The organism is Streptomyces sp. NPDC054872 (genome assembly GCF_053610705.1).
Genome location: NZ_JBSGYY010000014.1, coordinates 173,602 through 187,605, shown reverse-complemented (window position 1 = coordinate 187,605; position 14,004 = coordinate 173,602). Strand labels below are relative to the sequence as shown.

Here is a 14,004-nt window from a genome sequence, read left to right as displayed (position 1 = left end):
AGGAAATCCGAGGATTGACTTGGGTGTCGGGCGGGCGGGACGATCTTTCCGGGCCCAGGGCGGCAACCCGGCCCGGTCCGCACGTCATCCGGAGGACGGGCGGACCGGGCCGGGTGCCGACCCACCGGGCCGGCACCAGACTTCTCCGTCCCGGGCTGCCCGCACTCCGCTCCGGTACGCCGACCGTCCCGGGGAGGACGATCCATGCAGGCGCTCGAAACAGTGGCCATAGCGGCCGCGGCCGTCGCGGCAGGCGGCATCAACGCGGTGGTCGGCTCCGGCACATTGATCACCTTCCCCACGCTGCTCGCCTTCGGATACCCGCCGGTGCTGGCCAACGTCTCCAACACCATCGGCCTCGTCCCGGGCGTGATCAGCGCGGCGTACGGGTACCGCGCCGAGCTCAAGGGCCAGCGGTCACGCCTCATCAAGCTCGGCAGCGCATCGCTCCTGGGAGGTGTCACGGGCGCGGTCCTGCTCCTGAAACTGTCCGCCGACACGTTCCGCGCCGTGGTGCCGGTGCTGATCCTGATCGCCTGTGTTCTGGTGCTGTTGCAGCCGCGCCTCCAGAAGTGGCTCGCCGGCCGGGGCGGGCGCGGCCGCAAGGACGGCGGCGCCCCGATGTGGGCGGGTGTCATGGTCACCGGCGTCTACGGCGGATACTTCGGGGCGGCCCAAGGGGTACTGCTCATGGGCCTGTTCGGGTCGTTCCTCCGTGATGACCTGCAGCGCCTGAACGCCGTGAAGAACGTCCTCGCGTCCATCGTGAACGGCGTCGCCGCGGTCATCTTCATCGCGGTGACGAGCGTCGACTGGACGGTGGCCGGTGTGATCGCCCTCGGCTCGACCCTGGGCGGTCTGATCGGCGCGCGCGTGGGCCGCCGCCTCTCACCCGCCGTGCTGCGCGGGCTCATCGTGGCCGTCGGGGTGACGGCGGCTGTCGCCGTGGCGGTATGAGGGGGCCTCACGGTGGCCGCGTAGGCACCTCCGCACGACAAAGAGACGCGTGTCACAACCTTCCCTGTCGAATCGCGGCGGGCCGCCCCGTGTAGGAGGTGTAACCGCCTACACATGGCAAGGAGTTCACGATGGAAGCCCGCTTGAATCTCTTCGGCAGCCCGATCGCGGCCAAGGCCCTGAAGCACATCGCATCGGCGAGCAAGGCGATCTTCTCGGAGTCGACACTGCCGTCCACCACCCAGGAGCTGGTGATGCTCCGGGCGAGCCAGATCAACGGCTGCGGTTTCTGCACCGACATGCACACCAAGGACGCCGCCCGCGCCGGGGAGACCCCAGTGCGTCTAAACCTGGTCGCCGCCTGGCGCGAGGCCAACGTCTTCACCGAGGCCGAACGCGCCGCGCTGGCGCTGGCGGAGCAGGGCACCCGAGTCGCCGACGCGGCGGGCGGGGTCCCGGACGACGTCTGGGCGAGCGCCGCCAAACACTACGACGACGAGCAGCTCGCCGCCCTGGTGTCGCTCATCGCCCTGATCAACGCCGCCAACCGCCTCAGCGTCATCACCAAGCAGCCGGCGGGTGACTACCAGCCGGCTGCCTAGGCCGCCCTGTTCTGGCGCCGGTAGCCACCCGGCGCCAGGCCGTACTCCCGCTTGAAGGCCTTGGCGAAGGCGAACTCCGAGCCGTATCCGGTGCGGGCCGCGACCGTCGTCAGCGGGGCGTCGGACTCCCGCAGCATGCGGGCGGCGGTCGTCATGCGCCACCGGGTCAGATAGGCCATGGGCGGTTCGCCGACCAGCGCGGCGAACCGCCGGGCGAACGCGGCCCGGGACAGACCGGCGCGCGCCGCGAGGGACTCGACCGTCCACGTGGCCGCGGGATCGTCGTGCATGGCCGAAAGGGCAGGCGCCACCGCCGAGTCGCCCAGGGCCGCCGCCCAGCCCTGAGCGGCGGACGCGGGCTGGTCGTCGAGCCAGGCCCGCAGGATGTAGAGGAGCAGCGAGTCGATCAGGGTGGGCACGATGCCGTCGGAGCCGATCCGCGGATTCTCCAGTTCGGAGCCGAGGAGCTGGACGGCGGCACTGAGCTCCGGATGGCGGCCGTGTCGCGTCGGCAGGATGATCACCTCGGGCAGCTGGCGTACCAGCGGGTGCGGGCGCCCCTGGTCCAGGTGGTAGTTGCCGCAGAGCAGGCTGGTCGCCGCGCCCTCACCGCCGAGCGTGACCGAGCCGATGGGTGAACCCCCGTGATACTGCGCGGCCTTGTACTCCTCGGCGGGGGTGGAGGGGTGGTCGGCGAGGATGTGGCCCCGCCCGTCCCGCAGGAAGATCACGTCCCCGGGGTTCAGCTGGACCGGCTCCAGGTGCGGGGACGCCTCGGGCAGGGGGACCAGCCAGCACGTCCCGTACAGCACCACATGGAAACCTGCGCCCGCCACGGGTGGCAGGCGCAGGCCCCAGGGGGCGCGGCCGTCGGTCCGCACGGACGCAGGGTGCCCCGTGCGCATCGAGGCCAGTGCCTCGGTGAGGATGTCCATCCGGCCTCGCCCTTCCTGATGCCGCCCGTCGCGGTCGGCCTGCGTTGTCGGCCTACGCTGACCGCCCTGTTCAGACCGTCAGGACAATCTTGCCCTGTACGTGTCCCGCGGCGACCAGCTCGTGCGCCTTGCCGGCCTCTGCCAGCGGGAACGTCTCCTCGACGTAGGGACGGATCCGGCCCGCGTCGATCAGTTCGGCGAGCGCTTCGAGCCCGGCGGCGTCCGGCTCGACCAGGACACCGGCGAAGCGCCGTCCGGCGGCCTCGACGCGTGCGGCGAGCTCGGTGTCGCCGTGCTCCAGGATGCTGATGAGTACGCCGCCGGGGCGGACCACGCCGAGCGAGAGGTCACCCTGGGCCGTCGAGTCGAGGAGGACGTCCACGTCCTTGACGACCTCGGTGAAGTCGGTGGTCCGGTAGTCGATGATCTCGTCGGCGCCGAGGCCGCGTACGAAGTCATGGCGGCCCGCGCTGGCTATCGCGATCACGTGGGCGCCGCGTGCCTTCGCGATCTGCACCGCGAAGTGGCCGACGCCGCCGGCCGCCCGCTGGATCAGCACCCGGTCGCCTTCCTTGACGTCCGCCGCGCGCACCAGGCCCTGCCAGGCGGTGAGCGCCGCGAGAGGCACCGCGGCGGCGTGCACGTGGTCGAGTGAAGCGGGCTTGCGGGCCAGCTGACCTGCCGGAACGGCGACGTAGTCGGCGTACGCGGTGGCGGCGCGGGGGAAGTTCGGCATGCCGTACACCTCGTCGCCCGCCACGAACCCGGCGTCAGGGCCCGCCTCTTCGACCACTCCGGAGATGTCCCATCCCACGCCGAACGGCGGCTCGCCGAGCAGCGGGAGGGCGCCGGACCTGACGGCGATGTCCACGGGGTTGACGGCACTGGCGTGGACCTTGACGAGGACCTCGCCGACCGACGGCTTCGGCCGTCGGGTCTCGATGACCTCAAGGACCTCGGGGCCGCCGATGGACTTCTGGATGACTGCGCGCATGGTGGGTCTCCTGGGTTCGGTGCGGTTGATGTCGTCAACCCTAGGGAGATCGAATGAGCCGCAGAATAGCCTTCTGTCTCGCCTACATGTCTCAGCGTCTTACCTGTGCGCACTATCGGCCATGAGTGTTCCAGGTCACACTCCAAACGGCGTTCGCCGGTCACATTCCCGCGTCGCGGTCCGTCAGAGCAGTGACGCACTCAAGACGCCAGGCCGGGACAAGTCCGGCCGGGCACCCGCCCGATGGGAGCACTCCTGATGTCCACCGCCTTCGTTGTCGTCACCGTCCTTGCCGCCGTCATGGTGGGTTTCTCGGCCGTCTCGGTCTTCCTTCGCGCCAAGTGGGTCGTGGAGCCCATGGCCGACTACGGCGTCCCCTTCTCATGGCTGCCCTGGCTCGGCGCCGCGAAGGCCGCGGGGGCGGTAGGCCTGCTGGTCGGCCTGCTGGTGCCGGCCATCGGCTTCGCGGCCGGGATCGGCCTTGCGCTGTACTTCGCCGGCGCCGTCGTCACCGTGATCCGGGCCCGCTGGTACGCGCACATCCCCTTCCCCCTGCTGTATGCGGCGCCGGTGGTCGGCGCCCTGGCCCTGGGCTTCGCCGCCTGACCTCAAGAACAACTTCCGCACCACGAGGATTACTTGAAGGGTTGACTGAGCCCTGACAACCAGTATGGTCTAGGCCAATGAGTCGACCGAGGCGCCCGGTTGTCTCTCCCCCTCCTCCCCCCACTCAGAGGGAACAGAGATGAACAAGAAGCAGAAGCTGGCAGCCGCTCTGGGCGCGGGATTCGCGCCCGTACTCGTCCTGGCCTCCGTCACCCCGGCCAGTGCGCACGGCTACGTCTCCTCGCCCCCGAGCCGCCAGGCACAGTGCGCGGCAGGCACCGTGTCCTGCGGCGAGATCACCAACGAACCGCAGAGCGTCGAAGGCCCCAAGGGGCAGACGACGTGCAGCGGCGGCAACGCGCGGTTCGCCGAACTCGACGACGACAGCAAGGGCTGGAAGGCCACCGACGTCGGCTCGTCGCAGGAGTTCAGCTGGAAGCTGACGGCACGTCACAGCACCAGCACCTGGCAGTACTTCGTCGGCGGCAACAAGATCGCCGAGGTCGACGACGGAGGCGCCCAGCCGGGCGAGACCGTCACGCACAAGGTCGACTTCGGCGGGCTCAGCGGCAAGCAGAAGGTTCTCGCGGTGTGGAACATCGCCGACACCACCAACGCCTTCTACGCCTGCATCGATGTGAACATCGCGGGCTGATCCCCCGCCCCGGGGTGGCTCCCCCACACCACCCCACCCGGCCTGTCGGCCCGCGGCGCCATCGCGCCGAGTGTCCGGCGGGCCGGGCTTTTGCGTGCCATGCCGCTCAAGTCCGGGTCCGGCTGAGAGGCTGGACGCATGGCCGATCTGCGCAAGACTCTGGAGACGCACGTCAGCAACAGCTCCGTGGCGGGAGCGGTGGGTCTGGTGGCCCGCGGTGACCGGGGCGAGGAGGTCGCGGCCGTCGGGTCCGTGGACGTCGAGGGCACCGCCCCGATGACCAGGGACTCGATCTTCCGCATCGCGTCGCTGACCAAACCCATCGTCGCCGCCGCCGTCATGATGCTGGTCGAGGAGGGCCGGGTCGCACTGGACGCCCCCGTCCGCGAGTGGCTCCCCGAGCTGGCGTCGCCGAGCGTCGTCCGGGCTCCGGACTCACCGGTGGACGACGTGGTACCCGCGGTCCGGCCCATCACGGTCTTCCACCTGCTCGCCTCCCGCACCGGATACGGGTTTCCGTCCGACTTCTCACTGCCCGCGCTCGCGCCGCTCTTCAGCGAGTTGAAGCAAGGGCCTCCGCAACCTCAGGCCGCCCCCGCGCCGGGGGCGTGGATGGCCGCGCTGTCCCGGATTCCGCTCCTGCACCAGCCCGGCGACGGCTGGCTCTACAACCTCAGCTCCGACCTCCAGGGCGTACTGATCTCCCGGGTCACGGGGATGCCGCTCCCCGACTTCTTGGCGGAGCGGCTGTTCGAGCCGCTGGGAATGACCGACACCGCGTTCGCGGTGCCGCCCGGCAAACTCGACCGGTTCACCAGTTACTACGCGGCCGGATCCGAGGCCGGGCCCGAACGCGACCCCCGCAGCGGACTCGAACTGCTCGACGCCCCCGACGGACAGTGGAGCAGCCCGCCTCCGTTCCCGTCCGGCGCCGGCGGCCTGGTCTCGACCGTCGACGACTGGCTCGCCTTCGGAAAGATGCTGCTCGCCGAGGGGGCGACCGGCAACCGTCGGCTGCTCACACCGGATTCGGTGCGGCAGATGACCACCAATCACCTCACCACAGCCGAACGGAAGTCCGCCGGACTCTTCCTCGAAGGGATGGGCTGGGGCTTCGGCGGCGCGGTGGACGTCGAGGCCGCCGAACCGTGGAGCGTCCCGGGTCGCTACGGCTGGGTCGGCGGCACGGGAACGACGGCACACATCACCCCGTCCACCGGCGCGGTCACCATCATGTTCAGCCAACTGCAGATGGGAGGGCCCAGCTTCCCGGAACTGATGCGGGACTTCTGGCGGTACGGGGCCGGGGCGTGAGGCGGCCGGGCTCACGTCGCGGCCAACTGGCTTCCGAGGCAGGGCGGTCTAAAGCGACTCGGTGACCTCGGTCACACCTGAGTGGCGGAATGAACACGGCAGGTTTGCGCAAATCATGGCAGATTGCTGCCCATTTCAGCCGTAGCCCAGGTGGCGGGCATGGCGCAAAGGGTGGCGCGGACTGGCTGACGAGAGGCGAACTCCCGCACGATATTTGCCGTAACCGGAACGCTACTCGCCATTAAAAAGTTGCGGCGGAGCGCTTTGCACGAACAGGCCCCCACAGGCGGTTTCCTTCTCGACAGGAGCAACGAGGCTCCAGGCGTTGACAGTTCATGAGCGATGACGAGTTGCTCCGGCGCTGCAAGAGATCAAAGGGACCAAGGTGACACTCGACGACGTTGCCAGCCTTGTGCTGGCCTCGGCAGCGGCGGCACGGGCGTTCGCGCCCGATGTGCGCTCCGGACTGCGGCGCCTTCTGGGTGCCGGGGTCCGGGTGGGTGCGGCGACCCTCATCGAGCAGCAACCCGCAGCCCGCCCCACAGCTGCCGGCCTGGACGAGGGAGGCCGCCGATGACCGGGCAACCTCCCGACGACCGCGGCGAGAGCGTTCTGCGCGAGCCGAGTGAGGTGATGCCCCCGGCGTTCTGGGCCTTCCACACGCTGTACCACCAGGCCTACTTCGAGTACGCCCACGCGCAGTTGGGCGACGGAGCCGCCGCAGATCAGCTGGTCGACACCACCTTCGTCTTCCTGGCTGTCATCTGGCAGCAAGTCACCACCCAGGGGAATCTCGAAGCCTTCGCCTGGACCCTGCTCAAGGAGCGCGTCGCCAGCGAACTGGAAGTACAAGGCCGCGAGGCGGCCACGCTGAAGACCGTGGCCTTCGAACGCGCCACGCGGGCAGCCTGCGGACCCGTCATGGGGAGATTTCGCCAGGAATTCCGCGCGCAGGTTACCGAATTGCAGGACGGCCTGGGCCTCTATAAGGCTATGGCCCACCTACCTGAGCGCCAGTTTGATGTGATGGTGCTGCAGTTCGCCCTGGGCTTCACGACGAAACGCACCGCGCTGGTCATGGGTGTGTGCGAGGCAACTGTCCGTTCCACCCGCCGGGCTGCCAAACGGAAGCTGGCGGCGGAGCTGGAGCTGGCGATCGGCGAGGACGTAGACGATGAGGAGTGAGTCCATCATGCGCCCGCAGGAACCGCGCACCATCGAAGAAGCCCTTGCCCGGGCCCGGATCTTCGAGAGCGACTACACCGCGGCACACCAGGCTGCTTCCCGACGGCGCATCACCGGTCAACTCCTCGAACTGAACTGGATGCAGGCCCTGAGCGGACCCAACGCCGGCTCGGCCCGCCCAGCACGGGCACCCCTGCTCCTGCACGAGCGTGCCGCCGTCGACCTGCGGGCCCTGTGCCAAGGCGTCATCCACGACGACGAGGCCGCCCGTCGCCTGGCCCACTTCGACACCATCCGTGACCCCGGTGGCGCCCTCGCCTTCGCCTGCCTGCTCGTCCTCGCCGAACGGGAGGAGGGGGCACAGTTCTGGCTCCAGTTCGCCGCCGGGGGTGGCGAGGCCACCGGCGCCCTGTGCCTGTATCTGCTCCACCTGCGCCGCGGCGAATGGCGTGACGCCCAGCACTGGGCCCACCAGATGTCCGTTCTCGAGGACTGGCCCAGTCAGTACACGCCGGTGCCCCATGAGGTCGTCGACGCGGCCCCCGCGGCAGGCGGGGTGACGGTCTACATCAATCTGCCCGACGACGGGGCCGCCGTCTCCGAATCTGCGGTCAAGGGAGCCGTAGAGGATCTGGACGTCGACCAGGTCGGTGACTTCCGAGCCGTCCCTCAGCCGAGTCCGGAACTGGCCCACCAACTCGAGGATCTCGTCACCGCGGGCCACTGAAGCGCACCGGCGCGATGCTCCATGCGTGGAGATCCCTACGTCGGCATCACGCTGAAAGGGCTCACTGCATCTGCCGCCGCACCAACTCATGCAACCGCCCACCCGTGTCCGCCAGCAGCTGCGTCGGTGGTCCCTGCTGAACCACTCTGCCCTCCGACATGACGATGACGCGGTCCGCGTCCATGACCGTGGAGAGGCGGTGGGCGATGACGATGCGGGTGGCGTTCAGGGCGCGGGTGCTGTCGATGACCGTGCGTTGCGTCTCGTTGTCCAGGGCGCTGGTCGCCTCGTCGAAGAACAGGACTCGGGGGCGGCGGATCAGGGCCTGGGCGATCATCAGGCGCTGGCGCTGGCCGCCGGAGACCGCTCCGCCGCCGGAGATCATCGTGTGCAGGCCCATCGGCATGCGCTTGATGTCCTCGGCGAGGCCCGCCATCGCCGCGGCCTCCCACGCCTCCTCCTGCGTGAACGTCTCGGCGCCGCAGATGCAGTCCAGGATCGATCCGGTGAGCGGCTGCGCGTTCTGCAGGACCACACCGCACTGTCGGCGTACGGCCGCCTGGTCCAGGGCCGACAGGTCCTGGCCGTCGTAGAGGACGCTGCCGGAGACCGGCTTGTCGAAGCCGATCAGAAGGCGGAGCAGCGTCGACTTGCCGCAGCCGCTGGGGCCGACGACCGCCACGAACTCGCCCGGCCTGATGGACAGGGACACGTCGTCGAGGACCAGGGGGCCGTCGTCCGCGTAGCGGAAGGACAGTGCGCGGGCCTCGATCTCGCCCTGCAGCTCGCCCGGCTGCGTGCTCGCGCCCCGTACCTCGGGCGCCTCGTCGAGCACCGGCTTGATCTGCTCGAACATCGGGAGCACGGCGGCCGCCGAGATCAATGCCCCGGTCAGCTGGGTGACGGACGTCAGGAGCATCGTCACCGCCGTGCTGAAGGTGAGGAACTCACCCGCCGTGAGACTGCCGCGGGCCGGGCCCGCGAGGAGGATGAACATGATGAGCGTGCAGAGCGGGAGGTAGACCGAGTTGAGGACCGTCGTCACGTTCTTGATGCGGCCGGCCCGCTGCTGCAGCTCCCGGCTGCGTGCGAACTCCCCCGCCCACGCCGCGTACGCGAAGCTCTCCGCTCCCGCGACGCGGAGCTTGGGCAGACCTCGCAGGGTCTGGAAGGCTTGGTTGTTGAGCTTGTTGCTCAGCTCGATCAGGCGGCGCTGCCAGCGCAGTTCCCACAGGCCGAGGGTCAGGAACACGGCGGCGATCACCAGCAGCATCCCCAGGGCGGCCAGGGCCAGCGGAACGCTGTAGAGCAGCAGCAGGACCAGGTTCATCGCGCCGATCGTGCCCGCCTGCAGCGCCACGGGACCGATGCCCGAAAGCACCCGGCGGATCGCGCTGACGCCCATGGCCGCGCTCGCCAGTTCACCGGTGGACCGGGAGGCGAAGAAGCGGGTGGGGAGGTTCAACAGGCGGTCCCAGACCGCTGGTTGGAGTGTGCTCTCCATCCGGCCCTCCATCCGCAGGATGGTGAGGTTCTGGAGCAGCATGAACGCCGCGGAGACGATGCTCGTGATCATCACCGCCAGGGACACCTGGACGATGAGGCTCTTCTCGCCGTTCGGGACGAACACGCCGAGCACCTGGCCCGTCGCGATCGGCACGAGCGCCCCGATCGCGACCGTCACCAGACCGGCGATCGCCAGATTGCGTACGTCGCCTCCGGTGCCCCGCAGGCTGAAGCGGAAGAGGCGCCACGGTGTCAACGTCCGCTCCGGCAGCGGCCGGTAGAACATGACCGCCTGCGGTTCGAACTCGTCCGCGTTGGTCTTGTCCACGCGCGTGCGTCGCCCTGACGTGGGGTGCACCGACTCGTAGCCGCCGCGCCGCCACAGCAAAGCGACCGGCTGCCCGCTGGCAGCGCGGTGTCCCACCAGCGGCCCGGTGTTCTCGCGCCACCAGCACCCGTCGAGCCGCACGGCACGGGTGCGGATGCGTGAGGCCACGGCGACCTGCTCGACCGGGTCGATCCGGTCGCTGACCGCACCGCCCTGCGCGGCGCCGGACAGCGTGATGCCCGCCGCGTCGGCGACCAGGCGGCAGGCGGCGTACGTCGCGTCGTCGCCGCCTCGCGATTCGGTGCGGCGCGCGCCGCCCCTGCCGGAGCGGCCGATGGAGGCGATCAGGGTCCGGTCGGCCTGTTCGCGGACGGTCTCGCCCGCCTTGATGCCGGCCGCCGTGCGGTCCTCGTGGGCCCGCTCCAGGCGTTCGATCCAGCGGTCGAGGGTCGACAGCAGCCGGTACTGCTGGTTGACCATGCGCTGCCACATGGAGGCGTCGACGAGCAGATCGCCCGCGGCCTCCGAGCTGTAGGCGGAGCCGTACTGCACGCTGCCGGGCGCGACCGGCATCCAGAGGATGTCGTCGTCGGTCACGGCGTCGTCGGCCATCGTGCGTCCGTCGAGCGGCGCCTCGAACAGGACCCGGTGGCTGCGTCCGATGCCGAGCGCGAAGGCGTGCTCGAGCAGGCTGAGGGAGGCGTCCTGGGTGTCGTACTGGCTGGGGTACTGCTGCTCGTAGGCCCAGGTGTCGCCGTAGTCGGGGCGGTACAGCTCGCGCAGCGGGATGCGGCGCAGCTCGCAGCCCTGGAGCGGTCGCCCGACGAGGGTGTGCTGGGGGCCTTCGACCGGGCCGAGGAGCAGGGTGCCGGGTTCGAGGCGGCCGAGGAAGTGCCAGTGGCCCTGCTGCACGGCGTCGACGGCGAACAGGTCGAGCGCGCCGGCCACGACGAGCCACAGGACCTGCGGGCCCTCCAGGTGCACGCTGCGCAGGCCCGTGCAGTCCACGGGGGTGCCGAGCGCGCCGAAGGCGGCGGCGACCGAATCGCCGCTGTAGGAAGCGTACTGCTCCGGTACCGACGTCACCTCAGTGCTCCTTGACCAGGTCGGCGTAGGGTCCGCCGGCCGCTACGAGGTGTTCGTGGCGTCCGCGTTCCACGACCGTGCCGTGGTCGAGGACGACGATCTCGTCGCTGTCGCGCACGGTGCTCAGGCGGTGGGCGATGACGACGCAGGCGCAGCCGCGGCGGCGCAGGTTGTCGATGATGACCTGCTCGGTCTCGGCGTCCAGGGCGCTGGTCACCTCGTCGAGCACGAGGATGCTGGGTCGGCGGACCAGGGCCCGCGCGATCTCCAGGCGCTGGCGCTGTCCGCCGGAGAAGTTGCGGCCGTCCTGCTCGACGCGGCCGTGGATGCCGCCGGGCCTGCGCGCCACGATGTCGAACAGGCAGGCGTCCTTGAGGGCGGCCACCACGGCGTCGTCCGGGATGGAGGGGTCCCACAGCGCCACGTTGTCGCGGATGGATCCCTCGAAGAGGAAGACGTCCTGGTCGACGAAGGAGACGGAGGCGGCGAGCGCCCCGCGCGGGATGTCCTCCAGGCGCTGTCCGTCGATGCGGATCGTGCCTTCCCAGGGGCTGTAGAGCCCTGAGATCAGCCGGGAGACGGTCGACTTGCCGCTGCCGGAGCCGCCGACGAGGGCGACCTGCTGGCCGGGGCCGACCGCGAGGGAGAAGCCCGTCAGGAGCGGCTTGTCGAGGGGGCTGTAACCGAAGGTGATGTCTTCGAGGGTCACGTGGCCCTTGAGGCGCCGGGTGCTCGCCTCCGGTTCGGGACGGGAGTAGAGGGTGTCGACGGGGAAGTTCTCGACGTCCTTGAGACGGGCGACGTCGGCGCCGAAGTCCTGGATGCGGCCCGCGACGCCGTTGAGGCGGGTGATCGGCGCGGTGAAGCGGGTGACGAGTGCCTGGAAGGCGACGAGCAGACCGATCGACAGATGTCCTTCGACCGCGCGCAGGCCGCCGATCCACAGGATCAGCGCGCTGTTGAGCGTCGCGAGGGTCGGCGCGACGACGCCGAGCCAGGCGCTCGGCACACCGAGGCGCTGCTGCTCCTCCAGGGTGGTGGCGTGCTGGCCTGCCCACCGCCGGAAGTAGCCGTTCTCGCCTCCCGTGGCCTTCATCGTCTCGATCAACTGGAGCCCGGTGTACGAGGTGTTGGTGAGCTTGGCGCTGTCGGCGCGCAGCTTCTGGGTGCCGGTGGCCCGCAGCCGGATGACGATGCGCATCGCGACGATGTTCAGGAGGGCGATGCCGACGCCGACCAGGGTGAGCTGGGGGTCGTACGTCCACAGCAGGGCCGCGTAGAGGAGTACGACGATGCCGTCCACGCCCGCGGCCGTCAGGTCGCGGGCCAGGGTCTCGGCGACCGCGTCGTTCGAGGCGAGGCGCTGGACCAGGTCAGCGGGGCTGCGCTGGGCGTAGAACGTGACGGGCAGGCGCAGCAGGTGGCGCAGGAAGCGGGCGCTGCTCAGCGTGGAGGAGATGATGCGGCCGCGCAGCAGGTTCGCCTGTTGCAGCCAGGTGAGGACGACGGTGAGCGCCACCATCGCGCCCATCGACGCGAACAGGGCGCCCAGCAGAGACGTCTGATGACCGATCAGGAACAGGTCGATGTACGTCCGGCTGAGCGCGGGCAGTGCCGCCCCGACCGCGACGAGCAGCAGGCTGGCGAAGAGCGCGGCGAGCATCGTGCCGGTGGTGCCGCGCAGCCGCGCGGGAAGCGCCCGCATGACGCCGGGCCTGCGGCCTCCCGGGCGGAAGTTCTCGCCCGGCTCCAGGACGAGGACGACGCCGGTGAAGCTGGTGTCGAAGTCTTCCGAGGGGACGAAGCGACGGCCTTTGTCCGGGTCGTTGATGTGCACGCCGCGCCGTCCGAAGCGACGGCCCGCGCCGTCGTAGACGACGTAGTGGTTGAACTCCCAGAAGAGGATCGCGGGCGCCTTCACCTCGGCGAGCGCGGCCGGTTCCATCTGCATGCCCTTGGCCGTCAAGCCGTAACTGCGCGCCGCCTTCAAGAGGTTGCTGGCCCGCGAGCCGTCGCGGGACACGCCGCACGCGATGCGCAGCTCCTCCAGCGGGACGTGCCGTCCGTAGTGGGCGAGGACCATGGCGAGCGCGGCGGCGCCGCACTCCACGGCCTCCATCTGCAGAACGGTGGGCGTACGGACCGTCTTCTGCCGCTTGCCCTTCGACGCGGGGCGCGGGGCGGCGCGGCGGCGGCCGCGCTGGGGTTCGGGGCGGTGCCTGCGGCGCCCGCCGGGCGGCGGCAGTTGCTGCTGGTGCGCCGGGGAGGGGTGCGGTGCGGTCACGGAAGCAGCCAATCGATCGGGCGCTGCTCGGCGAGGTGGAAGGCGCCGCTGGTCAGAGTCATGGAGTCGAGGGTGAAGGGCGGGCCGTCGGCGGACGACCACTTGTAGCCGGACCTGGTGGCGGAGGAGTTCTCCAGGCTCACGAGGACGGCCACGGGCGGCCCGTCCTTGGTGAACTGCCCGGCCAGGGCCTTGTCCCCGAGGAACCCGCTGATCTTCTGTTCGCTCTGGGCCGCTCGCCCGATCGCCTTCACGCGGCCGCGCAGCTTGCCGTACTCCTCCGTGGGAACGGACTGGACGGTGAGGTCCACCGAGGCGCCGACGGGGACGGTCGCCGCACTGTCCGCCGGTACGTAGAGCATCGCGAGGAGGGGGTCGTCGGTGCCCGAGACCCGCTCGACGGTCGCGACGTCGGCGCCGGTGGTGACGACGGTGCCGATCCTGGCGACCAGGGTGGTCACGCGGCCCGCGGCGATGGAGCGTACGACCTTGTCTCCCTGGTCCGTACGGACCTTGAGCACGGGAGCGCCGGCGGCGACCCGCTTTCCCTCTTCGGCGAGGACGCGCGTCACCTGTCCGGTGACGGGGCTCTGCAGGACGTAACTGCCCTGGCCGTGGGTGAGGATGCCGGGCGCGCGGAGCGTGGAGGAGATCGAGCCGGTCACGGCCCAGACGCTCGCGGCGGCCATGACGACGACGGTGACGGCGAGCACGAGCAGGCCCTGGGGTCGGGCGTAGCGCACCGGCAGGTCGAGTTCCTCGGGCGACTGCAGTTTGGACAGGGCCTGTTGGCGGAACTGCACGGAACGCTTCCCTTACTTTGCC

13 protein-coding genes are annotated in these 14,004 nt (G+C 70.2%); 8 read left to right on the top strand and 5 right to left on the bottom strand.

Annotated elements, in window-relative coordinates; all coding sequences use genetic code 11:
* Positions 1-204: 204 nt before the first annotated feature.
* On the top strand, positions 205-957 hold the full coding sequence (locus ACWGIH_RS19630) for a sulfite exporter TauE/SafE family protein (protein ID WP_453450012.1): 753 nt from the start codon (positions 205-207) through the stop codon (positions 955-957).
* 131 nt (positions 958-1,088) lie between these two features.
* Positions 1,089-1,559, top strand: coding sequence for a carboxymuconolactone decarboxylase family protein (locus ACWGIH_RS19625; RefSeq protein WP_453450013.1), 471 nt, complete (start codon positions 1,089-1,091; stop codon positions 1,557-1,559).
* On the opposite strand, the gene ACWGIH_RS19620 is transcribed toward ACWGIH_RS19625, so the two are convergent.
* Entirely contained in the window at positions 1,556-2,494 is a 939-nt protein-coding gene (locus tag ACWGIH_RS19620; protein WP_453450014.1) for an AraC family transcriptional regulator, read from the bottom strand. The two genes, ACWGIH_RS19625 and ACWGIH_RS19620, sit on opposite strands and share 4 nt — an antisense overlap.
* 70 nt (positions 2,495-2,564) lie before the next feature.
* Complete coding sequence (locus ACWGIH_RS19615) at positions 2,565-3,488, bottom strand: NADP-dependent oxidoreductase (RefSeq protein ID WP_453450015.1); 924 nt, start codon at positions 3,486-3,488, stop codon at positions 2,565-2,567.
* Positions 3,489-3,746: 258 nt separating this feature from the next.
* Here ACWGIH_RS19615 and ACWGIH_RS19610 point away from each other — a divergent pair, with 258 nt between their 5' ends.
* The 6 genes from ACWGIH_RS19610 to ACWGIH_RS19585 all read left to right on the top strand — a co-directional run bounded on the left by ACWGIH_RS19610 (position 3,747) and on the right by ACWGIH_RS19585 (position 7,975).
* Positions 3,747-4,094: a DoxX family protein gene (locus ACWGIH_RS19610; protein ID WP_453450016.1), complete on the top strand. Its 348-nt coding sequence runs from the start codon at positions 3,747-3,749 to the stop codon at positions 4,092-4,094.
* Positions 4,095-4,233: 139 nt separating this feature from the next.
* The gene (locus tag ACWGIH_RS19605; RefSeq protein ID WP_453450017.1) at positions 4,234-4,749 is read left to right on the top strand and encodes a lytic polysaccharide monooxygenase auxiliary activity family 9 protein; all 516 of its coding nucleotides are present in this window, start codon (positions 4,234-4,236) and stop codon (positions 4,747-4,749) included.
* Positions 4,750-4,887: 138 nt separating this feature from the next.
* Complete coding sequence (locus ACWGIH_RS19600; RefSeq protein WP_453450018.1) at positions 4,888-6,063, top strand: serine hydrolase domain-containing protein; 1,176 nt, start codon at positions 4,888-4,890, stop codon at positions 6,061-6,063.
* Positions 6,064-6,448: 385 nt separating this feature from the next.
* Complete coding sequence (locus tag ACWGIH_RS19595) at positions 6,449-6,640, top strand: hypothetical protein (RefSeq protein ID WP_361040173.1); 192 nt, start codon at positions 6,449-6,451, stop codon at positions 6,638-6,640.
* Positions 6,637-7,248, top strand: coding sequence for a sigma-70 family RNA polymerase sigma factor (locus tag ACWGIH_RS19590; RefSeq protein ID WP_453450019.1), 612 nt, complete (start codon positions 6,637-6,639; stop codon positions 7,246-7,248). Before ACWGIH_RS19595 ends, ACWGIH_RS19590 begins: the two co-directional genes overlap by 4 nt.
* 7 nt (positions 7,249-7,255) lie before the next feature.
* Positions 7,256-7,975 carry a hypothetical protein gene (locus ACWGIH_RS19585; protein ID WP_453450020.1) on the top strand — a complete coding sequence of 240 codons (720 nt, stop codon included), beginning with the start codon at positions 7,256-7,258 and terminating at the stop codon, positions 7,973-7,975.
* A gap of 61 nt (positions 7,976-8,036) precedes the next feature.
* Here the strand turns inward: ACWGIH_RS19585 and ACWGIH_RS19580 are convergent, their stop codons facing one another.
* The 3 genes from ACWGIH_RS19580 to ACWGIH_RS19570 are packed head-to-tail and all read right to left on the bottom strand — an operon-like array spanning position 8,037 to position 13,982.
* Positions 8,037-10,895, bottom strand: coding sequence for an NHLP bacteriocin export ABC transporter permease/ATPase subunit (locus tag ACWGIH_RS19580; protein WP_453450021.1), 2,859 nt, complete (start codon positions 10,893-10,895; stop codon positions 8,037-8,039).
* Between the two features lies 1 nt (position 10,896).
* A complete protein-coding gene (locus tag ACWGIH_RS19575) occupies positions 10,897-13,179 on the bottom strand; it encodes an NHLP family bacteriocin export ABC transporter peptidase/permease/ATPase subunit (protein WP_453450022.1) in 2,283 nt (760 codons plus the stop codon).
* Positions 13,176-13,982, bottom strand: coding sequence for an HlyD family efflux transporter periplasmic adaptor subunit (locus ACWGIH_RS19570; RefSeq protein ID WP_453450023.1), 807 nt, complete (start codon positions 13,980-13,982; stop codon positions 13,176-13,178). Before ACWGIH_RS19570 ends, ACWGIH_RS19575 begins: the two co-directional genes overlap by 4 nt.
* Between the last annotated feature and the right edge of the window lie 22 nt (positions 13,983-14,004).